Annotated in this window: 20 protein-coding genes; 7 read left to right on the top strand and 13 right to left on the bottom strand. The window is 59.6% G+C overall.

The genetic code is table 11. From position 1 onward, the window contains the following. Nucleotides 1-6: 6 nt before the first annotated feature. From aroB to pilM, 7 genes are all read right to left on the bottom strand, one after another. Nucleotides 7-1,107: a 3-dehydroquinate synthase gene (gene aroB, locus GHO32_RS03010; RefSeq protein ID WP_048366710.1), complete on the bottom strand. Its 1,101-nt coding sequence runs from the start codon at nt 1,105-1,107 to the stop codon at nt 7-9. A 93-nt stretch (nt 1,108-1,200) separates the two neighbouring features. Further along, entirely contained in the window at nt 1,201-1,719 is a 519-nt protein-coding gene (gene aroK / locus GHO32_RS03005) for a shikimate kinase AroK (RefSeq protein ID WP_048366711.1), read from the bottom strand. A 4-nt stretch (nt 1,720-1,723) separates the two neighbouring features. Continuing rightward, nucleotides 1,724-3,085 carry a type IV pilus secretin PilQ gene (locus tag GHO32_RS03000; RefSeq protein WP_153336179.1) on the bottom strand — a complete coding sequence of 454 codons (1,362 nt, stop codon included), beginning with the start codon at nt 3,083-3,085 and terminating at the stop codon, nt 1,724-1,726. Between the two features lie 12 nt (nt 3,086-3,097). Further along, the gene (locus tag GHO32_RS02995; RefSeq protein ID WP_153336178.1) at nt 3,098-3,628 is read right to left on the bottom strand and encodes a pilus assembly protein PilP; all 531 of its coding nucleotides are present in this window, start codon (nt 3,626-3,628) and stop codon (nt 3,098-3,100) included. A 5-nt stretch (nt 3,629-3,633) separates the two neighbouring features. Then, nucleotides 3,634-4,245, bottom strand: coding sequence for a type 4a pilus biogenesis protein PilO (locus GHO32_RS02990; protein WP_123751072.1), 612 nt, complete (start codon nt 4,243-4,245; stop codon nt 3,634-3,636). Further along, the gene (locus GHO32_RS02985) at nt 4,245-4,811 is read right to left on the bottom strand and encodes a PilN domain-containing protein (protein ID WP_048386385.1); all 567 of its coding nucleotides are present in this window, start codon (nt 4,809-4,811) and stop codon (nt 4,245-4,247) included. The genes GHO32_RS02990 and GHO32_RS02985 overlap by 1 nt, the downstream gene beginning before the upstream one ends. Continuing rightward, a complete protein-coding gene (gene pilM, locus GHO32_RS02980; protein WP_368668429.1) occupies nt 4,811-5,782 on the bottom strand; it encodes a type IV pilus biogenesis protein PilM in 972 nt (323 codons plus the stop codon). The genes GHO32_RS02985 and pilM overlap by 1 nt, the downstream gene beginning before the upstream one ends. A 207-nt stretch (nt 5,783-5,989) precedes the next feature. Between pilM and GHO32_RS02975 the strand changes: the two genes are divergently transcribed. Continuing rightward, the gene (locus GHO32_RS02975; RefSeq protein WP_371924558.1) at nt 5,990-8,413 is read left to right on the top strand and encodes a penicillin-binding protein 1A; all 2,424 of its coding nucleotides are present in this window, start codon (nt 5,990-5,992) and stop codon (nt 8,411-8,413) included. A gap of 71 nt (nt 8,414-8,484) precedes the next feature. On the opposite strand, the gene GHO32_RS02970 is transcribed toward GHO32_RS02975, so the two are convergent. The 4 genes from GHO32_RS02970 to rpmE form a co-directional block, all read right to left on the bottom strand. Beyond that, nucleotides 8,485-9,801, bottom strand: a complete 1,317-nt coding sequence (locus GHO32_RS02970; RefSeq protein ID WP_178113831.1) for a lipase family protein — start codon at nt 9,799-9,801, stop codon at nt 8,485-8,487. A 204-nt stretch (nt 9,802-10,005) separates the two neighbouring features. Further along, nucleotides 10,006-11,274 carry a malic enzyme-like NAD(P)-binding protein gene (locus tag GHO32_RS02965; protein WP_048366718.1) on the bottom strand — a complete coding sequence of 423 codons (1,269 nt, stop codon included), beginning with the start codon at nt 11,272-11,274 and terminating at the stop codon, nt 10,006-10,008. Between the two features lie 170 nt (nt 11,275-11,444). After that, nucleotides 11,445-12,281, bottom strand: coding sequence for a thermonuclease family protein (locus tag GHO32_RS02960; protein ID WP_153336175.1), 837 nt, complete (start codon nt 12,279-12,281; stop codon nt 11,445-11,447). Between the two features lie 5 nt (nt 12,282-12,286). Then, nucleotides 12,287-12,511, bottom strand: coding sequence for a 50S ribosomal protein L31 (gene rpmE / locus GHO32_RS02955; protein ID WP_048366720.1), 225 nt, complete (start codon nt 12,509-12,511; stop codon nt 12,287-12,289). A 224-nt stretch (nt 12,512-12,735) separates the two neighbouring features. Between rpmE and GHO32_RS02950 the strand changes: the two genes are divergently transcribed. From GHO32_RS02950 to GHO32_RS02925, 6 genes are all read left to right on the top strand, one after another. Continuing rightward, nucleotides 12,736-14,955 carry a primosomal protein N' gene (locus GHO32_RS02950; protein WP_262125979.1) on the top strand — a complete coding sequence of 740 codons (2,220 nt, stop codon included), beginning with the start codon at nt 12,736-12,738 and terminating at the stop codon, nt 14,953-14,955. Between the two features lie 210 nt (nt 14,956-15,165). Beyond that, nucleotides 15,166-16,902 (top strand): arginine--tRNA ligase, encoded by a 1,737-nt coding sequence (gene argS, locus GHO32_RS02945; protein ID WP_153336174.1) that lies wholly within the window; start codon nt 15,166-15,168, stop codon nt 16,900-16,902. Nucleotide 16,903: 1 nt separating this feature from the next. Then, nucleotides 16,904-17,599: an SPOR domain-containing protein gene (locus tag GHO32_RS02940; RefSeq protein WP_123751065.1), complete on the top strand. Its 696-nt coding sequence runs from the start codon at nt 16,904-16,906 to the stop codon at nt 17,597-17,599. A 205-nt stretch (nt 17,600-17,804) separates the two neighbouring features. Then, nucleotides 17,805-18,335, top strand: coding sequence for an ATP-dependent protease subunit HslV (gene hslV / locus GHO32_RS02935; protein WP_048366724.1), 531 nt, complete (start codon nt 17,805-17,807; stop codon nt 18,333-18,335). 68 nt (nt 18,336-18,403) lie between these two features. Continuing rightward, the gene (gene hslU / locus GHO32_RS02930) at nt 18,404-19,738 is read left to right on the top strand and encodes an ATP-dependent protease ATPase subunit HslU (protein WP_153336173.1); all 1,335 of its coding nucleotides are present in this window, start codon (nt 18,404-18,406) and stop codon (nt 19,736-19,738) included. A gap of 69 nt (nt 19,739-19,807) precedes the next feature. Then, the gene (locus GHO32_RS02925; RefSeq protein WP_153336172.1) at nt 19,808-20,185 is read left to right on the top strand and encodes a gamma-butyrobetaine hydroxylase-like domain-containing protein; all 378 of its coding nucleotides are present in this window, start codon (nt 19,808-19,810) and stop codon (nt 20,183-20,185) included. Nucleotides 20,186-20,283: 98 nt separating this feature from the next. On the opposite strand, the gene GHO32_RS02920 is transcribed toward GHO32_RS02925, so the two are convergent. Together GHO32_RS02920 and GHO32_RS02915 are read right to left on the bottom strand one after the other, a co-directional pair. Continuing rightward, on the bottom strand, nt 20,284-21,027 hold the full coding sequence (locus GHO32_RS02920) for a phasin family protein (RefSeq protein WP_153336171.1): 744 nt from the start codon (nt 21,025-21,027) through the stop codon (nt 20,284-20,286). A gap of 130 nt (nt 21,028-21,157) precedes the next feature. Next, nucleotides 21,158-21,433 (bottom strand): polyhydroxyalkanoic acid system family protein, encoded by a 276-nt coding sequence (locus GHO32_RS02915; protein ID WP_123751062.1) that lies wholly within the window; start codon nt 21,431-21,433, stop codon nt 21,158-21,160. Between the last annotated feature and the right edge of the window lie 43 nt (nt 21,434-21,476).

Raw genomic sequence — 21,476 nt, 5'->3', positions numbered from 1 at the left:
ATCTTATTAACCTTTAAGCTGAGCCAGCGCGCGGTAATCCGCACCCAGCGTGGCTTGTAGAACCTCTTGTGGATAATCGTCGGTCACTGTCGCTTCACCGATGCGACGCAACAGCACCAGGCGCATACGACCGTCGATCACTTTTTTATCAACTGCCATGTGCTGCATGAAATCAGCCGGGCTCATTTCAGCAGGCGGCACCACCGGCAAACCGGCGCGCTCGAACAGGCGAATCCCGCGGTCACGCTCGGCGTCAGTGATCCAGCCCAGACGTGCAGACATTTCCAGCGCCATCACGGTGCCAGTTGCCACCGCTTCGCCATGCAACCACACGCCATAGCCCATGTGGGTTTCGATCGCGTGGCCAAATGTATGGCCCAGGTTAAGCGTAGCGCGCACACCCGACTCGCGTTCATCAGCGCCCACAACGATCGCCTTGGCCTCGCATGAACGGTAAATCGCTGCGGTCAGGGCCTGTTGATCAAGGCCGCGCAGGGCATCCATGTTGTCTTCAAGCCAGGTCAGGAACGGCTCGTCGCAGATCAGCCCGTACTTGATGACTTCTGCCAGGCCTGCCGACAGCTCGCGCTCGGGCAAGGTGTTGAGGGTTTGGGTATCGATCAGCACCAGGTTGGGCTGGTAGAACGCGCCCACCATGTTCTTGCCCAGCGGGTGGTTGATACCGGTTTTGCCGCCGACTGATGAGTCGACCTGGGACAGCAAGGTGGTCGGCACCTGAATGAAATCGACGCCGCGCTGGTAGCACGCCGCCGCAAAACCGGCCATGTCACCCACTACGCCGCCGCCCAGGGCGACCACGGTGGTGCGACGGTCATGACGGGCAGTGAGCAGGCCATCAAAGATCAGCTGCAGGGTTTCCCAGTTTTTGTGCGCTTCGCCATCCGGCAGGATGATCGGCACCACAGAATACTGCGCGAGGCTGCGCGTCAGACGCTCGAGGTAGAGTGGCGCAACGGTTTCATTGGTCACAATCGCCACTTGGCGGCCAGCGATATGCGGGGCCAGCAACTCGGGCTGATCCAACAAACCTTCGCCAATGTGAATTGGGTAACTACGCTCGCCTAGATCAACCTTCAGTGTCTGCATGAAACCCCGTGCCTTGTTTCGCAATTATCAAGTGATGGCATGCCGCTGAGCGGTCATGGTCGGCGCCGAGGATAACGCATTTCGTGGCGCACTTTAACGGGGAGGCAGCTGCCCCAGCCGCTCGAGAATATCCAGAACCACCATTCGTGGCGGCCGCTCATCGGTTTCTACCACCAGGTCGGCGATTTCTCGATAAAGCGGGTCACGCATGGCCAGCAAATCGCGCAGGGTTTTCTCGGGGTTGGCGGTGCGCAGCAAGGGCCGATTGCGATCGCGCGCGGTGCGGGCAACCTGCTGCTCAACCGATGCATGCAAATACACCACGCGCCCGCCCGCCCACAACGCTTTGCGGTTTTCGGGGCGCATCACCGCACCGCCGCCCGTCGCCAACACCACGCCATCGGCCTCGCACAGCTCGGCGATCATGGCCGACTCGCGATCACGAAAGCCTGGCTCGCCTTCTTTATCGAAAATCCACGGGATATTGGCACCGGTGCGCACTTCAATTTCCTTATCGGAATCTTTAAATGGCAGGTGCAGCTCTTTGGCCAGCAAACGTCCGATGGTGCTTTTACCAGCCCCCATGGGCCCAACAAGAATCAAATTTCGCACAGAATCAATGACTCACAGCAATCGCCTGGTTGCTCATAATACGCGGAGTAAGGAACACCAGCAGCTCGGATTTTTTTTCCAGAACAACGTCTTTACGGAAAAGTCGGCCAACATACGGCAGATCGCCCAAAAATGGCACTTTATCTACCACATTGCTTTGAGTATTTGAGAAAACTCCGCCGATTACGATGGTTTCGCCATTTTTGACCAGCACCTTGGCGTTGACCTCGTTCTTTTTGATCGGCGGCACGTCATTGACCATGTTCATGTAGTCCGGCTCGTCCTTGGTCACCACCACGTCCATGATGACGCTGTTGTCCGGGGTGATTTGCGGGGTCACCTCCAGCGACAGGGAGGCTTCCTTGAATGACACAGAGGTAGCGCCGCTGGCACTGGACTCCTGGTAAGGAATTTCGGTGCCTTTAAGGATTTTGGCGGTCTCTTTGTCGGACGTGACCACTTTGGGCTGAGAGATAATTTCGCCATTGCCGGTTTTTTCCATGGCGCTCAACTCAAGGTCCAGCAAGACGTTATTGCTGATAAAGGCGATGCCCAGGCCCGAAGTATTGCCCCTGACGCCCATGTCGACAAAGGGTGCACTCACCTCACCCGCCCCAGGGCCAGTGCCGCCGACACTCCAATTGCCCCCCGCATTCAAGGTGCCACCCCAACGCACCCCCAGATGGCGTTCGAAATCCACTCCGGCTTCCACAATGCGCGCTTCGATCATGACTTGGCGAACCGGCACGTCCAGTTGCGCCACGATGCGCCGCAGTTCGGCCAACTGCTCGTCCGACTGCAGCGCGATGATGTTATTGGTGCGCTCATCCACGGTGATAGACCCGCGAAGGCCCATGCCGTCCTGGCCGTAGGTAACGGACTGGAACAGCTTGGCGATGTCACTGGCCTTGGCGTAATTGACCTGCACCAATTCGCGTCGCAACGGCGCCAGATCAGCCCGCTGGTTGTGCGCCTCCAACTCGTGGCGCTCACGGGCGGCGATTTCTTCTGCGGGGGCAATCAACAGCACGTTGCCTTCGAGACGCTTACCGAGGTCTTTGCTGGCCAGCACCAGGTCCAGCGCCTGATCCCACGGCACCTCCTGCAAATTGAGGGTAATGCTGCCTTGCACCGCATCACTGACCACCAGATTGAACCGGGTAAATTCGGCCAATAACTGCAACACCGTGCGCACTTCAATGGCCTGAAAGTTCAGCGAGACCTTTTCCCCGACATACACCGGGGGCGGCGCCACAACAGCGGGTTTTGCTGATAACGGGGGTTGATGCTGGACGATGGCCAGCGCTGTCTGCGAATTCAGCGCACTCCATAGCGCCAGTGCACAGACCGGGAAAATCCTTTTCATGGTGTTTATCCGTTAAGACTGCTGCTTTAAAGGGATGCTCAGGGACCTTTCCAGCCAGCCGCCCTGACCATCTGAAATCACTTCAAACACTTCAACGTGTGCGCGATTGATCGAGGCAACCTGCCCGTTATTGCGCCCCAGGTAATCGCCTACCTTCAAATGGTGCACGAGCCCATTGGCGCGCAACAGGGCGTTGACCCCGTGCTCATTGGAAAACGTGCCGACCATCTCGAACTGCTCAAGGGCCAGCCCCTCCAGAAAATGCCGGGGGCGGTCGCTGTCCAGTTCTTCGGCCACCAGCAGGCTGGGCTGCCAACGCCCTGCTCCACCGTCAAGTTGCGCCTGAAAAGGGCTGCGCAACCCCGCCGCTGCATACGCCACCACCGCGGGAGGCTCGACACGCGGTACAGCCGCCATAATGGCGACCGGGCCTGCCGGAACTGCCTGTAATGATGCTTGCAGTTGCGCAAGGTTTTGCGCGTGATCGCAGCCCGTCAGGCCCGCCAGACAGCAGGCTCCGAGTAGCCGAAAGCCAACACTCATGGGATCTATCCTTGATCGTAGGTGCGGTAGGTCTTGGCCAGCAGCGTCATGCGCAATTGGCCGTCGTTTGTCTCGTTGAGTGGGGTGAGGGTGAAGTCATGCAGGGTGACAATGCGCGGCAGGCCCGCCAACTGGCTGACGAAATGCCCCAGGTCGTGATAGCCGCCAATCAGCACCAGCTTTAACGGCAGTTCGGCGTAGAACGGTTGCAGCACCTCGGGCGACCACTGAATGTGCTCGATCTGCAAGCCGCTGGTCTGGCCGAGACGAGACATGTCGTCCAGCAGGCCGGGCACTTGGGCCTGACCGGGCAGTTGCTTCAAGACGTCGCTGAACGCCGCTTCAAGCTCATGCATCGACAGCAACTGGGCTTCCAGGCTCGCGACCTGAGCGGCCTTGGCAACAAATTCGCCATGCAGCATCACTTCGGCGTCACGCTGCTGAGCAAGCTGGTTAAGCGGCGCCCGTAGCATCAGCGCGTAGCCCATCACCAGCACTGCACTCACTAACACCAACACAACCACGGCCTTGAGCCTGAACGAGCCATTGCTGACACGCTCAACGTTCAGGTCTCGCAGATCAAAATGGCTCAGGCGCGCCAACCAGTGAGCAACCATCAGAACTGGGCGCCGGTGTGGGCATGCCGCGTTTGGCGCACGCTCATTTGGAACAAGCGCTGCGGCCCTTCGCTTGGGCTGGGACCTGCCTGCACGTCGATCAGCACCGGCGCTTCAAGCCAATGCGAGGCGTCAAGGTTGCGCATCAACTCGGCAACGAGGCTGTTGGATTGCGCCACCCCGGTGATCACAAGGGTCTGGTCAGACATTTTTACGTCAGTAAAAAACACGCCCTTGGGCAAGCTGCGCGCCAGCTGCTCCAAAATGATCCCGCTGTCAGACCGGTTGCCCTGTAGCGTTTCGATGGTCTGCATGCGCTCAAGCAATTGTTCGCGGCGCACTTTCAACTGATCGATCTGCTCGGCACGACCATCCAGTTGCACCATCGAGCTTCTGATCAAGTCGTTGCGCGCCAGCTGTCGCTCGACGGCCCGGTCAATAAAGTGGTCGATCACAAACAACCCGCCTACCGCCACCGCTGACAGTGCGATCAGTACGACTACAAAACGCTTACGTCGTTTTTCTCGCAACAGGGTGCGCCACGGCAGTAAGTTGATGCTCGCCATTAATCAAACCCCCTCAAGGCCAGACCGCAGGCAGTCAACAACATCGGGGCATCGCAACGCAAGGCTTGAGGTGTAACCAAAGGGCTAATGGTCATTTGCGAAAACGGGTTGGCAACGTTCACGGGCAGCCCGAGGCGGGCCTCAAACCAGGCACTCAGGCCGCTGCGGGCGCCGATTGGCCCCGCTAACCAAAGCGATTGCACGGCGGGCGCGGCAACTGATTCGGCGTATTGCTCAAGCCCACGCTTAACCTGCTCCAGCGCGCCCGTCGTGAAGGCGTCACCTTCAAGCGTATCGGCGCCAAACAACAGCTCCCGGGCATAAAGCACCTGCCCTTGGTGAACGACACTGAGCAGCGTGGTGTGGCCCGCAACGTCGATGACGGCCACGGTGGCCGGCAGTTGCGTCTCATCACCCAACAGTGTCGCACCTTCAATCGCACGCGCCAGCGCATGGGCCTGAACCGCGACCACCCGCGCCTTTAGCCCGGCCTGGCTCAGCACCGCCTCGTACCACGCCAAGGTGTGCTGGCGGCACGTCACCAACAGCACTTGCAGTTTTTCCGGATTGTTCGGTGAAGGCCCCAACACATCGAAATCCAGGGCTGCTTCGTCCAGTGCATACGGAATGTATTGCTCGGCCTCTAGCCGTACGTACAGCTCCAGATCGTCGTCGCTGAGCCCGGCGTCCACCTCAAGGTATTTACAGATGACGTGCGTGTCCGGGAGCGCCACCACCGCCTCGCGCGCCGACACCGAAGCGGCACCCAGCGCCTTGAGCAGCACCTGGGCGACACTTTTCGGCTCGGCGCTGGTCTGATCGTCCATGAGCGTGGCGGGCAGCGGTTCAACCGCATAGGCCTCCAGCTGGAAGGGGCCGTTTGAACGGCTCAATTCGACAATTTTTATCGTGTGCGAGCCAATGTCGACACCCACATACCGCTGGCGGGCTTTACAAAAATATCCGGGCACTGTGATTTTCCCTAATGCATTCCGTGACTTACGGAGGGTAAAAAATGAGATCCGTTCATAACCCGTTCTGACATGCGGCCCATGACGCTGGCAGCCGAAAAATGCTTATAATGCCGGGCGTTTTTTTCCGCATCGTCGACCCGGCGCAGCATGCGCACTACCCTGACGTGCAAACCCATTTCTTAATCTGGAAATCCAAAAGCCTTGATTCGTCTGCTGAAGTTTTTCGGGTGGTCTTTCGTTGCCGTGGTCTGCGGGCTTTTGCTCGTGCTCAGCGGCGCGTTTCTCTATCTTAGTCCTGGCTTGCCGTCCGTAGAGTCGTTGAGAAGCATCCAGTTGCAGATTCCTTTGCGGGTCTACACCAGCGACGGGAAATTGATTGCAGAGTTTGGCGAAATGCGCCGCTCTCCGATCAAGTTCGCCGACATTCCGCCCAATTTCATCAATGCACTGCTTTCGGCAGAAGATGACAACTTCGCCAATCATTACGGGGTCGACCCGAGCAGCCTGATGCGTGCCGCCAGCCAGTTGGTAAAAAGCGGACACATACAATCGGGTGGCAGCACCATCACGATGCAGGTGGCGAAGAACTATTTCCTCACCAGTGAGCGGAGTTTTTCACGCAAAACCAACGAAATCCTGCTGGCTCTGGAAATCGAGCGCGAACTGACCAAGGACGAGATCCTTGAGCTGTACGTGAACAAGATTTACCTGGGTAACCGCGCTTACGGCATCGAGTCTGCTGCGCAGGTTTACTACGGCAAGTCGATTCGCGACCTGAGCCTGGCGCAGATGGCCATGATTGCCGGTCTGCCAAAAGCCCCTTCGCGCTTCAACCCGCTGGCCAACCCGGTGCGCAGTAAAGAACGCCGCGACTGGATTTTGGGCCGCATGTACAAGCTGGGCAAAATCGACCAGGCCAGTTATGAAGCCGCGATTGCCGAACCGGTGAACGCCAGCTACCACGTGCCGACGCCAGAAGTGAACGCGCCTTATATCGCTGAAATGGCCCGTGCCGAAATGGTCGGCCGTTATGGCAGCGAGGCCTACACCGAAGGTTATCGTGTCACCACGACGGTCCCAAGCGACCTGCAAGAGCTGGCCAACAAGTCGGTTGAAGACGGCTTGATGGTCTACGACCAGCGCCACGGCTATCGCGGCCCTGAAGCACGCTTTGCCGGTAAATCCCCGTCGGCCTGGGCTCAGGAGCTGACCAAGCAGCGCACCATCAGCGGGCTTGAGCCGGCCATCGTGACCCAGGTCGACAAAGACGGCCTGCAAGTCCTGACCCGTAACGGCGAGGCTCACGTCCCGTGGGACAGCATGAAATGGGCGCGCAAGTTCATTAACACCAACAGCATGGGCCCGATGCCCAAGCAGCCTTCGGATGTGGCCCAAGTTGGCGATTTGATTCGCCTGCAAGCGCAAGCCAATGGCACCTACAAATTCAGCCAGGTCCCTGACGTGCAAGGCGCGCTGGTATCCCTAGACCCGGACAACGGCGCCATTCGTGCACTGGTGGGTGGTTTTGCCTTCGAGCAAAGCAACTATAACCGTGCCACCCAAGCCAAGCGCCAACCAGGCTCCAGCTTCAAACCGTTCATTTACAGCGCCGCCCTGGATAACGGCTACACCGCCGCCACCCTGGTAAACGACGCACCGATCGTGTTTGTCGATGAGTACCTGGACAAGGTCTGGCGTCCGAAGAACGACACCAACACCTTCCTCGGCCCGATCCCGCTGCGTGAAGCGCTGTACAAGTCGCGCAACCTGGTCTCGATCCGTACCCTGCAAAGCCTGGGTGTCGACCGCACCATCGACTACATCAGCAAGTTCGGCTTCAACAAGCAGGACCTGCCGCGCAACCTGTCGCTGGCCCTGGGTACCGCCACCCTGACGCCGATGGAAATCGCCACTGGCTGGAGCACCTTTGCCAACGGCGGTTACAAAATCACGCCGTACCTGATCGACAAGATTGAAAGCCGCAACGGCGAAACCCTGTTCGTGGCCAACCCGCCAAGCGTTCCGAAAAACGCCAGCAAAGACGTGCCTGCAGAGGCCGCCGCGCTGACCATTGACACCATCAACGCCGCGCCCGGCCTGCCCACCGCAGAAACCCAGGCCGTCGCTGAGCGTATCGTTGACGGGCGCACCACTTACATCCTCACCAGCATGCTGCAGGACGTGATCAAACGCGGCACTGGCCGCCGCGCCCTGGCGCTGGGCCGTACCGATCTGGCAGGCAAAACCGGTACCACCAACGAGTCCAAAGATGCATGGTTCTCGGGCTACAACGCCGATTACGTGACCACCGTATGGACCGGTTTCGACCAGCCCGTGAGCCTTGGCCGTCGCGAGTACGGTGGCACCGTGGCCTTGCCGATCTGGATGAGCTACATGGGCGGCGCGCTCAAAGGCAAACCTGCGCACACCCAGGCCGAACCGGAAGGCATCCTCAGCCTGCGCATCGACCCGGCCAGCGGCCGCATTGCCTCACCGGGCACACCGGGCGCCTACTTCGAACTGTTCAAAAGCGAAGACACACCGCCGACCAACAGCGAACTGGGCAGCACCCCGGCACCGGGCAGCCCGCTGCCAGCAGAAGACGGGGCGCCAATAGATCTCTTCTGACGAAGAGAGCGTCAAAGGGGGCTAGCTGCAAGCGGCACGTTACATGCCGCTTGCAGCTAGCCCCCTTTTGTTTAGGACTGCTGGGCACAGTCGCCATACACCTCAGCCACGCCTGGCACCTTGAGCCTCATGTCGTACAAGCGCTGGCGGGTGATGTGGAGCCGGCTCAGCTCGCGCATCAACAGGTTGATCATGCGTTCTTGCTCATGCGGATGCGCATCCACCTCGCTCACCACGGCCTGATAACAGCTACGCAGCTGCTGGCCAATATGCTCAAACGCTAGATCAACCGCCCTCACTTCAGCTTCTGTGACTTCAGGTTCACGAGCCTCCAATGCGGCTTGTGAACGCTGAAATGCAGCCCAACTGCCCGCCACATAGCTGTCTACCCCCAACGACTCCCCAAGGTCGACACCAACCATCCCGTCGCACTCGGGCCTGTCACGCAGCTTCTCGAACACCAAACGACTCACCGCCTGCTGGGTCACGATATCGCTCGTGGGTGCCCACATAAGGTGCGACCCCTCCTGCCCGGACACCAACGGCATGAAGTGGCGCAAGGCCCCGTGATGCTGATACAGCTCGCCGGTCAACGCGCCAAGGCCCGCCACAAACACACCCAGCTCAGGCAACCCATGGTTAAAGCCCAGCGTGGCGTGCCCGTGATACGTCGACAGCCGGGTGTTCATCCAGCTGCCCGGCAGGCTGGGCAACAGGTCGTGATGGTGGACCATGCGGTAATGCGCCAGCGATTGCGCCGCCCGAACAAAGGTTGCATCACCCGCACGAGGCGCGCCGTAGGTATAAAGCTGCACGTCACGGTGACGCAGCATCTGGCCCAGGATCAGCGCGATGGCGCCACTCACGCCGTGCCCGCACATCAGCACTTTATGCCCGCCGAAGCCGTTATTCAGGCACGTACTCACGCGCTCATAAAGGCGCTTGGCGGCGTGGTAAAAGCCTCGGTGCACGCGGCCTTGCCCCTCTTCAAAGGGCACTGGCTCAAGATCGTCCTCCCCAAAAAAGGTCGTCGCCGGGCGCGGATCGCGAATGGCGATCAGCAACAGTTCAGGGGTGTGGGCCATAAACAGCTGATCGCACGACTCCGGTACCCGTTGAAAACGCTGTGAATAGGCCACGTCCTGGTACAGCGGGCGATAATCCTGATGCCCCTGCGCAGCAGGCTCCAGGATGCCGGCGCCGTGCGCGGCCACCAAGGCCAATTGGTAGCGGTTCAGGGCACATTGCTGGCCCGCGCCCGATAACATGAGGCTTTGAGCACGCATTACTCCGCCGATTGCTCCGCGCCCTGTGGCGTCCAGGCCATCGCGGTGACGCGGGTCCTGTTCATCGACCAATTGAAGGCGGGTACTCTGGGAAACGGGCACAGGTGTCTGCATATCAGCGGGCGTCATGGGGAGGTGTCAAAAATGGAGAGCTGACGCTAACGGATAGTGCCGGTGATAGATGTAGGAATATTCTTGAAATACATAAGAAATGATTTAGCAGAGAAACAATCGCTTTCAGCCCCCCCTTAACGCAAAAAGCCCCGGCTCTTTCGAGCCGGGGCTTTTAGTTGACGTTACGCGGGCTTAGCCGTTGAAGACGTCATCCACGCTTTTCAGCGGGTAGTGTTTCGGGTACGGCAGGGTGGCCACACCGGTCTCGATAGCGGCTTTAGCCACGGCATCGGAGATCAAGGTGATCAGGCGCTTATCCATTGGTTTCGGGATGATGTACTCACGACCGAATTCCAGTTTGATGCCGCCGTAGGCGTCGCACACTTCTTGTGGCACTGGCAGTTTGGCCAGTTCACGCAGTGCGTTGGCCGCTGCGATTTTCATTTCTTCGTTGATGCGCTTGGCGCGAACGTCCAGAGCACCACGGAAGATGAACGGGAAGCCCAGTACGTTGTTGACCTGGTTCGGGTAGTCCGAACGGCCAGTGGCCATGATCACGTCGCTACGGGTGGCGTGAGCCAGTTCCGGAGAGATCTCCGGGTCCGGGTTGGAGCACGCAAACACGATCGGGTTGGCCGCCATGGACTTCAGGCCTTCAGCGCTCAGCAGGTTCGGGCCGGACAGGCCTACGAACACGTCAGCGCCTTGCAGGGCGTCATCCAGGGTGCGTTTTTCGGTCGCGTGAGCGAACACCGCTTTGTACTGGTTCAGGTCGTCACGGCCGGAGTGGATCACGCCGGTACGGTCGATCATGTAGATGTTTTCGATTTTGGCGCCCATGCTCACCAGCAACTTCATGCAGGAGATGGCCGCTGCGCCTGCGCCCAGGCACACGATCTTGGCTTCTGGCAGGGTTTTGCCAGCGATTTCCAGGGCGTTGATCATGCCGGCCGCGGTCACGATCGCGGTGCCGTGCTGGTCATCGTGGAAAACCGGAATGTCGCACTGCTCGATCAGAGCGCGCTCAATCTCAAAGCACTCAGGTGCCTTGATGTCTTCGAGGTTGATGCCGCCGAAGGTGATGGAAATACGCTTAACGGTATCGATGAAAGCCTGCGGGCTTTCGGCGTCGACTTCGATGTCGAACACATCCACACCGGCAAAGCGCTTGAACAGCACGCCTTTGCCTTCCATAACCGGCTTGGACGCCAACGGGCCGAGGTTGCCCAAGCCCAGAATTGCGGTGCCATCAGAAATTACGGCGACCAGGTTGCCCTTGCCGGTGTACTTGTAGGCCAGCTCAGGATCGCGGGCGATTTCGCGCACTGGCTCGGCTACACCCGGGCTGTATGCCAGCGCTAGATCGCGGGCAGTCGCAGTAGGTTTGGTGAGCTCGACGCTCAGTTTCCCCGGGCGGGGCTGGGCATGATATTCGAGAGCGGCGGTTTTCAAATCAGACATATAGGCATTCCGCTTTTTTTCTGTTGGACGACGGACCGCCGAGCATACGCGTGTCGTAAAGTCCCGACAAGACTGACCAGTCAGCAGTGTCAAGGGCTTTACCCTACGACTTTGGGCCAAGAGCCGCGACCTAGAAGGGCTGAATGTCCACAATTTAAATATAAAATTGTCTACAACTTTACATTCGAAATGGTTTTTATCATTCCCGGATGGGTCAGTGAGAGCATCCAGCGCGCCTGCCCTGATTTCAAACCACCCCGTTGGGCACGGTCCAGCACCCAGCCGCGCACCTCGATTTGCTTGCCCTGCAAGCGGGTGAGCACTGCCTGATCGAAGTTGTGCAAGTACTCGGGGGCAATGCGAACCACCGCCCCGCCTTGCAGATCAATCCACAACCCGCCACGGTTTCGCTGCATCCGGGTGACGTTGGCGCTCACCAGCGCGAAGCCCGAACGGCTGATCTGCTGCGGGGCCAGCACCGGCGATTGTCGCCACAAGCCGAGCGAGGCAGCACGCGCACGCTGCTCGGCGGCCTGCTGGCAATCGAGCAGTTCAACGTTAGGCGCCAGCGCGACTTGAAAGCCCAGGCCATCGGCCAGCAACTGCGCTTCGAAATTGCTGCCATTGGCGCCGAAAACATGGGCCAGAGTACGCCCATAGCGATCTTGCGGCTGCAACCCCGGTAGCAAGCCGACACGCCCGTCACTTTGCGTGACCAGCACTTGCAGGCGTTTGCGTGCGGCATCGGCAAACGGCTCGTCAGGGCGGCCCTTTTTACCGGTTTCAGGGGCATTGAGGCCGATCAGGCGCACGCTGCGGCCATCTTTAAGCCGCAGCGAGTCGCCATCGACCACGCGCTCTACCTGCGCGTAGGTCACCGCACGCGGCGCCGGGCACAGCACTTGCGCCTGAGCAGCGGAATACCAAATCGCGGGCACAAAAAAGGCGCCCACAAGGGACGCCTTTTTCATTAACCCGGTCAGACCCAAAAGCCTGGCCAAGGTCATGTGCCTTACTCGGCGACTTTTTTAGCGCCGAAAGCACCAAAACGAGTCTTGAAGCGATCAACACGACCGCCAACGTCCAGAGTTTTTTGCTTACCGGTGTAGAACGGGTGGCACTCGTTGCATACGTCAGTACCCAGTGGCTTGCACAGGTTAGAACGAGTTTCGAACTTGTTGCCGCAGCTGCAAGTTACTTCGATCACTTCGTACGCTGGATGGATATCGGCTTTCATGGGGTATTCCTCAGGCTAGCGTGCCGCCACTCAACACCATTGTTGAATACCGCACGTAAATTTAGGGCGGGAATGATACCAGACCTTTAAACAGACGCAAGCACCGGGGGTCGGCTGTTTCTTGATCTTCTTGTACGGATTTTCAGCCACCCCGAACCTGCTTCCGGGCGCGTTGTCTGCTAGGCTCCCGGCCATATTGAACGCCGACCACTTGAGAGCCCCGCGTGCCCGACGCCATTTTGCGCCTTGCCCTGCCTTCCCCTTTGCGCCGCCTGTTTGACTACCGGGCGCCTGCGGGCGTGCTGCGCAGTCAATTACAGCCTGGCATGCGCTTGCGGGTGCCGTTCGGGCGACGGGAAATGATCGGCATTCTGGTCGAAGTGGTCGATCACAGCGAAGTCCCGGCAGACAAGCTCAAGCCGGCCATCGCCCTGCTCGACAGCACGCCACCGCTGCCCGCCTCGCTGTTCAAGCTGTGCCTGTGGACGTCGCAGTATTACCAGCACAGCTTGGGCGACACGCTGAGCTGGGCGTTGCCCGTACTGTTGCGTCAGGGCGAATTGGCCGAGACACGCCAGGAGCGCTTCTGGCAGATCGCCCCCGGCGCCAAGCTGGATGACCCGCGTATTGCCCGCGCCCCGCGCCAGCGCGAAGCCCTGGCCACTCTCGCCCAGCACCCGCACGGCGTGGCCCATCAGCTCCTGAGCAAGTTAAAGCTGAATAAAGACAGCCTCGACCTGTTGCTGGCCAAAGAGCTGGTGACGGTCGAAATTCGCCGCCACGCACCCAGCGCACGCCATGAACACTGGCTGGCCCAGCCCGAGCTGCCGCTCAATGATGAGCAGCGCGCAGCGTGTGAGGCGATTCGCGCCGGGTTCGACAGCTTCCATGCCTTTTTATTGGCGGGCGTGACCGGCAGCGGCAAAACCGAAGTGTATTTGCAGTTGATCCGCGAAACCCTCGAAGCCGGCAAACAGGCCTTGGTGCTGATCCCGGAGATCAACCTGGGGCCGCAAACCCTGGCCCGCTTCGAACAACGCTTCAACGCCCGTATCGCGCTGGTGCATTCGGCGGTCAATGATCGCGAGCGCCTCGAAAGCTGGCTGGCGGCCCGCGACGGCGAGGCCGACATTATTATTGGCACGCGCTCGGCGCTGTTCACCCCGATGAAAAACCCCGGGCTGATCATCATCGACGAAGAACACGACGGTTCTTATAAACAGCAGGAAGGCCTGCGCTACCACGCCCGCGACTTGGCGCTGGTGCGAGCGCGGCAAGAAAACATCCCGATCGTGCTCGGCTCTGCCACGCCCTCGCTCGAAAGCCTGCATAACGCCTACACCGGCCGCTATGGTTTGCTGCGTTTGAATGAACGTGCAGGCGGGGCCAAGCAGCCGCGATTCCTGCGCCTGGATGTAAAAAGCCGCCCGCTGGACAGCGGTATTTCCGGACCGATGCAACAAGCTATCGGCCAGACGCTGGCGGCGGGCCAGCAAGTGTTGGTGTTTCTCAACCGTCGCGGCTTTGCGCCGACCCTGCTGTGTCATGACTGCGGCTGGATGTCGGAGTGCAAACGCTGCGACGCGCGCATGACCGTTCATCAGCGCTCTGGCGAACTGCGCTGCCATCACTGCGGTTACGTCGAACGCGTGCCGCGCAATTGCCCGCAATGCGCCAAGGTGGATTTGCGCCCCGTGGGGGCAGGCACCGAGCGGGCCGAAGAGCGGCTGGCGATTTTGTTCCCGGATTACCCGGTGCTGCGGGTCGACCGCGACAGCACGTCACGCAAAGACGCGATGAACCAGCTGTTTGCCACCATCCAGAAAGGCCAGCCGTGCATTTTGGTGGGCACGCAAATGCTCGCCAAGGGCCACCACTTTCCACGGGTGACGCTGGTGTCGATTCTGGATGCTGACGGCGGGCTGTTCTCGGGCGACTTCCGCGCCAGCGAACGCATGGCGCAATTGATCGTGCAGGTCGCAGGCCGTGCGGGCCGGGCCGAAGAGCCGGGCCGGGTGATTATCCAGACCCACCTGGCCGACCACCCGCTACTGATTCAACTGACCGAGCAAGGTTACTTTGCCTTCGCCGAACAGGCCTTGAGCGAACGCCGGGCTGCGGGCTTGCCGCCCTTTGCGCACCTGGCGCTGTTGCGCGCCGAAGCGCACAAGCCGGGGCAAGCCGAAGGGTTCCTGGATGAAGCCTGCAGCGAGGCCGAGCGTTTGCTGGGCGAGCTGAACCTGAGCGGTATCGAACTGCTGGGCCCCGTGCCTGCGCCAATGGAACGCAGGGCCGGACGCTACCGCGCTCAACTACTCTTACAAGCCAACGCCCGCGCGCCGCTGCATCGGCTGCTGAGCCACTGGCTGCTGATCCTTGAACAAATGCCCAGCGGCAGACAAGTCCGCTGGTCGCTGGATGTCGACCCGGTTGATTTGTATTGACGCAAGTCCCTGTAGCCGCTGCCGAAGGCTGCGATAAGGGCCGCAGGGCCTTCGCTTTTGATTTGACCCCATCGCAGCCTGCGGCAGCGACTACGGATTTAACAAAGCCCGACTGCTAAGGTTGGCAAGGCCGACCCGGCAACGGATAATACCCAGTTTTTCCACCTGCGCACTGAAGCGCTACCGCGCTTGCGGTCGAAAGAGAAGACCATGAAAGACACCATTCGCCAGCTGATTCAACAAGCCCTTGCTCAACTCGTCACAGAAGGTGTGTTGCCTGAAGGCCTGACGCCAGCGATTCAGGTGGAAAACGCCCGTGACAAAACCCACGGCGACTTCGCCAGCAACATCGCCATGATGCTGGCCAAACCTGCAGGCCTTAAGCCACGCGATCTGGCTGAAAAAATCATTGCCGCGCTGCCAGCCGATGAGCAAATCAGCAAGGTCGAAATCGCCGGCCCAGGTTTCCTCAACTTCTTCCAAAACACTCAAGCCCTGGCCTCGCGCCTGGACGCTGCACTGGCCGACCCAAAGCTCGGCGTGCGCAAAGCCGGCCCGCACCAGCGCACCGCTGTCGACATGTCCGCGCCTAACCTGGCCAAGGAAATGCACGTAGGCCACCTGCGCTCCACCATCATCGGTGACGGCGTGGCACGGGTGCTGGAGTTTTTGGGCGACGAAGTGATCCGTCAGAACCACGTGGGCGACTGGGGCACCCAGTTCGGCATGCTGATGGCCTATCTGGAAGAAAACCCGATCACCAGCGACGAGCTGTCTGACCTCGAAAACTTCTACCGCGCCGCCAAAAAGCGCTTCGATGAGTCCCCTGAGTTTGCCGACCGCGCCCGTAGCCTGGTGGTCAAGCTGCAAGCCGGTGACCCGGACTGCCTGGCGCTGTGGAGCAAGTTCAAAGACATCTCGCTGTCGCACTGCCAGAAAATCTACGAACTGTTGAACGTTAAATTGACCATGGACGACGTGATGGGCGAAAGCGCCTACAACGACGACCTGATCAACGTGGTCAACGACCTCAAAGCCAAAGGCATGCTGGTGGAGAGTAACGGCGCGCAGTGCGTGTTCCTCGACGAGTTCAAAAACGCCGAAGGCGAGCCGTTGCCGGTGATTATCGTCAAGGCAGACGGCGGCTACCTGTACGCCACCACCGACCTGGCAGCCATCCGCTACCGCAGCGGTGTACTGAAGGCCGACCGCGCCCTGTACTTCGTCGACCAGCGTCAGGCCCTGCACTTCCAGCAAGTGTTTGCCGTGGCACGCAAAGCCGGTTTTGTGACCCACCCGATGGAAATGGAACACATGGGCTTCGGCACCATGAACGGCGCTGATGGCCGCCCTTTCAAGACCCGCGACGGTGGCACGGTAAAACTGATCGACTTGCTCACCGAGGCTCAGGAACGTGCCTACACCCTGGTGAAAGAGAAGAACCCTGAGCTGGCCGAAGAAGAACTGCGCGCCATCGCCAAGGTGGTCGGCATCGACGCGGTGAAATACGCGGACTTGTCCAAGCACCGCGCCAGCGATTACAGCTTCAACTTTGATCTGATGTTGAACTTTGAAGGCAATACCGCACCTTACCTGCTGTATGCCTACACCCGTGTTGCGGGCGTGTTCCGCAAACTGGGCAAGCGTTTCGACGAAGTACCGGGGCACATCGTCCTGGCGGCGCCACAAGAGCAGGAATTGGCCGCAAAACTGGCGCAATTCGGTGAAGTGCTAAACAACGTTGCTGAAAAAGGCACGCCACACACACTGTGCACCTACTTGTACGAAGTGGCCGGTCTGTTCTCCAGCTTCTACGAGAACTGCCCGATCCTGAATGCCGAAGACGAGCCCCAAAAACAAAGCCGTCTGCGCCTGGCAGCCCTGGCCGGCCTGACCCTCAAGCAAGGCCTGGAATTGCTGGGCCTGGAAACTCTGGAGCGCATGTAAGTTGGCCGCCAAGAAAAAACCTGCACCCAAGCGAGGCGCCAGCCGGTATCAGGCGCCAGCCAAAAAGCCGATTCCGGGCTGGTTGTGGCTGGCCATCGGCCTCACCGTCGGCGCTTTTATCGTGTTTTTGATGAAGCTCGAGCCGGGTAAGGGCGACGACGTCAAACGGGTCAAGCAAGAGGCGCAAAAGACCTCGCAAGCGGCTGAAGCCAACAAGACGCCGCCGAGCCCGACTCAGCCGGTCAAGCCCAAGTACGACTTTTATACCTTGCTGCCCGAGTCAGAAGTGATCGTGCCGCCAGAAGCCGTGCCGGAGAAGACCCCACCTGCGCAGCCAACGGCCCCTCTGGCGCCGGTGACACCGGCTGAAGCGGCAAAAATCGACACCGTGCGGGCACAAGCGGCCCTGAACGGCCTGACGCCACCGCCGGCACCACCGGTGGTCAAGGAAGCGCCGTCGACAACCAAGTTCTTCCTGCAGGCGGGCTCGTTCCGCAAACAGGCTGACGCGGACAAAGTGCGCGCCCAAATCATCCTGCTCGGCCAAACCGCTTCGGTAGAGTCGGGCACGGTGAAAGACGAAACCTGGTACCGGGTACTGGTCGGCCCGTTCAGCAACCGCGAACAACTGACCGTGGCCCAGAAGCAATTGGCCGGTGGCGGCTTCAACAACCTGTTGTTGCAGCAGCGCCGCTAACACCTGCGCTCCCGCCGGGGCATGAACCCTGTGGGAGCGGGCTTGCTCGCGATGGCATCATCGCGAGCAAGCCCGCTCCCACAAGGTCGGCGCCAAATCTCTCACTCCATTCATCCGCATTCCCCTCCCGCTGTTGAAATACGCGCTACAACCCCCATATGTATCTCCATCAGGCATTTTCGCCCCGCTGCGTGGAGACTCTCCCTTGACCACCATCGTTTCAGTTCGCCGCCACGGCAAAGTCGTTATGGCTGGCGACGGCCAGGTTTCTCTTGGCAACACCGTGATGAAAGGCAACGCGAAAAAAGTCCGTCGCCTGTACCACGGCCAGGTAATCGCCGGTTTCGCCGGTGCAACTGCCGATGCATTCACCCTGTTCGAACGCTTTGAAGGCCAGCTTGAGAAACATCAGGGCCATCTGGTTCGCGCCGCTGTCGAGTTGGCCAAAGAATGGCGTACCGACCGCTCGCTGAGCCGCCTGGAAGCCATGTTGGCCGTCGCCAACAAAGACGCGTCCTTGATCATCACCGGTAACGGCGACGTGGTTGAGCCCGAAGACGGCTTGATCGCCATGGGTTCTGGCGGTGCTTTTGCCCAGGCGGCAGCCCGCGCCCTGCTGATGAAAACCGACCTGCCGGCCCGCGAAATCGCCGAGACCGCTCTCGGGATTGCTGGCGACATCTGCGTGTTCACCAACCACAACATCACTATTGAGGAGCAGGACCTCGCTGAGTAAGCCCCCTGCCGGGCCAGTTCGCTGGCCCGTGTATGCACCTGACTTCAGCTAGAGGAACGCCAATTATTATGTCCATGACTCCCCGCGAAATCGTCCACGAACTCAACCGCCATATCATCGGCCAGGACGACGCCAAGCGCGCCGTTGCAATCGCCTTGCGTAACCGCTGGCGCCGCATGCAGCTCCCTGAAGAGCTGCGCGTTGAAGTCACCCCGAAAAACATCCTGATGATCGGCCCGACCGGTGTCGGTAAAACCGAAATCGCGCGCCGTCTGGCCAAGCTGGCCAACGCACCGTTCATCAAGGTTGAAGCCACCAAATTCACCGAAGTGGGCTATGTAGGCCGTGACGTTGAGTCGATCATCCGTGATCTGGCTGACGCGGCGATCAAACTGCTGCGCGAGCAAGAAATCGTTAAAGTCCGCCACCGCGCTGAAGATGCCGCTGAAGAGCGCATTCTCGACGCACTGCTGCCACCTGCCCGCACGTTTGGCGAAGAGGCGGCAACACCGCAGGACTCCAACACCCGTCAGCTGTTCCGCAAGCGCCTGCGTGAAGGCCAGCTGGACGACAAGGAAATTGAAATCGAAGTGGCCGACGGGGCCGGTGTCGATATTTCCGCGCCGCCAGGCATGGAAGAAATGACCAACCAATTGCAAAGCCTGTTTGCCAACATGGGCAAAGGCAAGCGCAAGAGCCGCAAGCTGAAAGTCAAAGAAGCCCTGAAAATGGTGCGTGACGAAGAAGCCAGCCGCCTGGTCAACGACGAAGAACTCAAGGCCAAAGCCCTGGAAGCCGTTGAACAGCACGGCATCGTGTTCATCGACGAAATCGACAAGGTTGCCAAACGCGGCAACGTCGGCGGTGCCGATGTATCCCGTGAAGGCGTGCAGCGCGACCTGCTGCCGCTGATCGAAGGCTGCACCGTCAACACCAAGCTGGGCATGGTCAAAACTGACCACATCCTGTTTATCGCCTCCGGTGCGTTCCACCTGAGCAAGCCAAGCGATCTGGTGCCTGAGCTGCAAGGCCGTCTGCCGATCCGTGTCGAACTCAAGGCGCTGACCCCGGAAGACTTCGAACGCATCCTCAGCGAGCCGCACGCTTCGCTGACCGAGCAATACCGCGAACTGCTGAAAACTGAAGGCCTGAACATTGAGTTCCAGCCTGAAGGCATCAAGCGTCTGGCGGAAATTGCCTGGCAGGTTAACGAGAAAACCGAAAACATCGGTGCTCGTCGTCTGCACACGCTGCTGGAGCGCCTGCTCGAAGAGGTATCGTTCAGTGCCGGTGACATCGCCAGCGCTCAGAACGAAGAGCCGATTCGTATTGACGCCGAGTACGTGAACAGCCACTTGGGCGAACTGGCCAAGAACGAAGACCTCTCGCGCTACATCTTGTAAGCCGGGCACCTGTAGCCGCTGTCGCAGCCTGCGACAGCGGCTTCGTGTTTGTGTGAAGACCAAAAGGTTATGACCATGATCCCCAGCGCCATCAACCTGCACAAAGCCTCAAAAACCCTGACCCTCACGTACCCGTCTGGCGAGGAGTACCACCTGCCGGCCGAACTGCTGCGCGTGCATTCGCCGTCCGCAGAGGTGCAGGGCCACGGCAAGCCCATTCTGCAATTCGGCAAAATCAATGTCGGTTTGCTCAAGATCGAACCCGCAGGCCAATACGCCCTGAAGCTGACCTTCGATGACGGCCATGACAGCGGGCTGTTTACCTGGGAGTACCTGTACCAACTGGGGAAACGCCAGGATGAGTTGTGGCAGGACTACCTGGCCGAACTCAAAGCCGCCGGTAAGTCCCGCGACCCTTCGGAATCGGTTGTAAAGCTGATGTTGTAGCACCCTGGTCAACTGTAGGAGCGAGCTTGTCTCGCGAGCTTTTTAAAGATCAAAAGATCGCGAGGCAAGCTCGCTCCTACAGGTTGGATGTGGGCAACTCAGGATGGGGTGGTTGGCTCCGGGGCCTTCACTTCGGCTGGTTTTTTGACCGCCGCCGGTTTTTTAGCGGCGGGTTTGGCCGCTGCCTTGGCTGCCGGTTTTGCGGCTGGCTTGGCGGGGGCTTTGGTAACAGGTTTTGCCGCTGGTTTAGCCGCAGCGCTGGCTGCCGGTTTAGCCGTTGCAGGCTTGGCGGCTGGTTTAGCGGCCGCTGGCTTGGCAGCAGCAGGTTTGGCCGCGGCAGGCTTAACGGCTGGCTTGGCGGCTGTCGCTTTGGCTGGCGAGGGCTTGCTTGCAGGCGTGGCTTTGGTAGCGGCGACCTTTGCTGCGGCGGCGGTGAGTTTTTCGATGTGCTTGGTCAGTACATCAACTTGCGCATGCAAGGTTTTGACTTCTTCGCGGCTCGGTACGCCCAAACGGGAGATCGCGCTGCTCAGGCGTTTATCGAAAGCCTCTTCGAATTCGCTCCACTTCTCCAGCGCCAGGTCTTTCACATCTTCAACCCGTGAGCGCGCGGATGAGGTGGTTGCCTTGGCTTCATCGACAAACTTGTTGCCTGCACTCTTGGCCAGCTTTTCAGCTTTTTCGCCGTCTTTGACCAGGCTGTCAAACAGCTTGCTGCCATCGGCATCAATCTTTGAGTACACCCCAAGGCCTGCCAACCAGATCTTGCGCGAGTACTCTTCTATCTTGCCGGTCCATGAGTGACTTTCTTTTGCAGGTGCAGCCGGTTTCTTTGCAGCCATTGTGTTCCCCTCAATGTTCAGTCGCGACGTCTTTGAGTCTAAGCGCCGCGTCATCAAGGTGAACAACATGTTCACCTGTAACAGGTTTAGACCTTAATCCGCCTAGTTTCAAGGCAGGTTTAAAACAGGTTTATGCCAAGGCTTTGTCCAGCGAGCGTTCAATTTCTGACTGGATCATGCCGCTCATCGCCGACATCAACATGCCCAGTTTCACGTCCACTTTGACCCGCCGCTCATCCACTTCCAGTTGGGCCTCGACCCCGGAACGCTTCAGGGTCACCTTGTCGCCCGACCACTCAGGGCTCAGCCCGTACTGAGATTGCAGCTTACCCACCACTTCCCGGGCCTTGACCCGTGCCTGCTCAAGACCCAGGGTGTGAGTGCGCTCAACACTGATGTTTGCCATTGCTGCTTTCCTCGTAAAAAAGTCGATCACTATACTTACATTG

This window comes from Pseudomonas sp. FSL R10-2189, assembly GCF_009600325.1.
Classification (GTDB): domain Bacteria; phylum Pseudomonadota; class Gammaproteobacteria; order Pseudomonadales; family Pseudomonadaceae; genus Aquipseudomonas; species Aquipseudomonas helleri.
Note: the sequence above shows the minus strand (reverse complement) of the source record. Positions and strands in the feature narration are given on the sequence as shown.

Excerpts from the sequence above, each read along its gene's own strand:
- aroB (WP_048366710.1), bottom strand. The coding sequence starts at position 1,107 with ATGCAGACACTGAAGGTTGATCTAGGCGAGCGTAGTTACCCAATTCAC.
- GHO32_RS03000 (WP_153336179.1), bottom strand. The coding sequence starts at position 3,085 with ATGAAAAGGATTTTCCCGGTCTGTGCACTGGCGCTATGGAGTGCGCTG.
- GHO32_RS02995 (WP_153336178.1), bottom strand. The coding sequence starts at position 3,628 with ATGAGTGTTGGCTTTCGGCTACTCGGAGCCTGCTGTCTGGCGGGCCTG.
- GHO32_RS02990 (WP_123751072.1), bottom strand. The coding sequence starts at position 4,245 with ATGGTTGCTCACTGGTTGGCGCGCCTGAGCCATTTTGATCTGCGAGAC.
- GHO32_RS02985 (WP_048386385.1), bottom strand. The coding sequence starts at position 4,811 with ATGGCGAGCATCAACTTACTGCCGTGGCGCACCCTGTTGCGAGAAAAA.
- GHO32_RS02965 (WP_048366718.1), bottom strand. The coding sequence starts at position 11,274 with ATGTCTGATTTGAAAACCGCCGCTCTCGAATATCATGCCCAGCCCCGC.
- GHO32_RS02960 (WP_153336175.1), bottom strand. The coding sequence starts at position 12,281 with ATGACCTTGGCCAGGCTTTTGGGTCTGACCGGGTTAATGAAAAAGGCG.
- rpmE (WP_048366720.1), bottom strand. The coding sequence starts at position 12,511 with ATGAAAGCCGATATCCATCCAGCGTACGAAGTGATCGAAGTAACTTGC.
- argS (WP_153336174.1), top strand. The coding sequence starts at position 15,166 with ATGAAAGACACCATTCGCCAGCTGATTCAACAAGCCCTTGCTCAACTC.
- hslU (WP_153336173.1), top strand. The coding sequence starts at position 18,404 with ATGTCCATGACTCCCCGCGAAATCGTCCACGAACTCAACCGCCATATC.
- GHO32_RS02925 (WP_153336172.1), top strand. The coding sequence starts at position 19,808 with ATGACCATGATCCCCAGCGCCATCAACCTGCACAAAGCCTCAAAAACC.
- GHO32_RS02920 (WP_153336171.1), bottom strand. The coding sequence starts at position 21,027 with ATGGCTGCAAAGAAACCGGCTGCACCTGCAAAAGAAAGTCACTCATGG.
- GHO32_RS02915 (WP_123751062.1), bottom strand. The coding sequence starts at position 21,433 with ATGGCAAACATCAGTGTTGAGCGCACTCACACCCTGGGTCTTGAGCAG.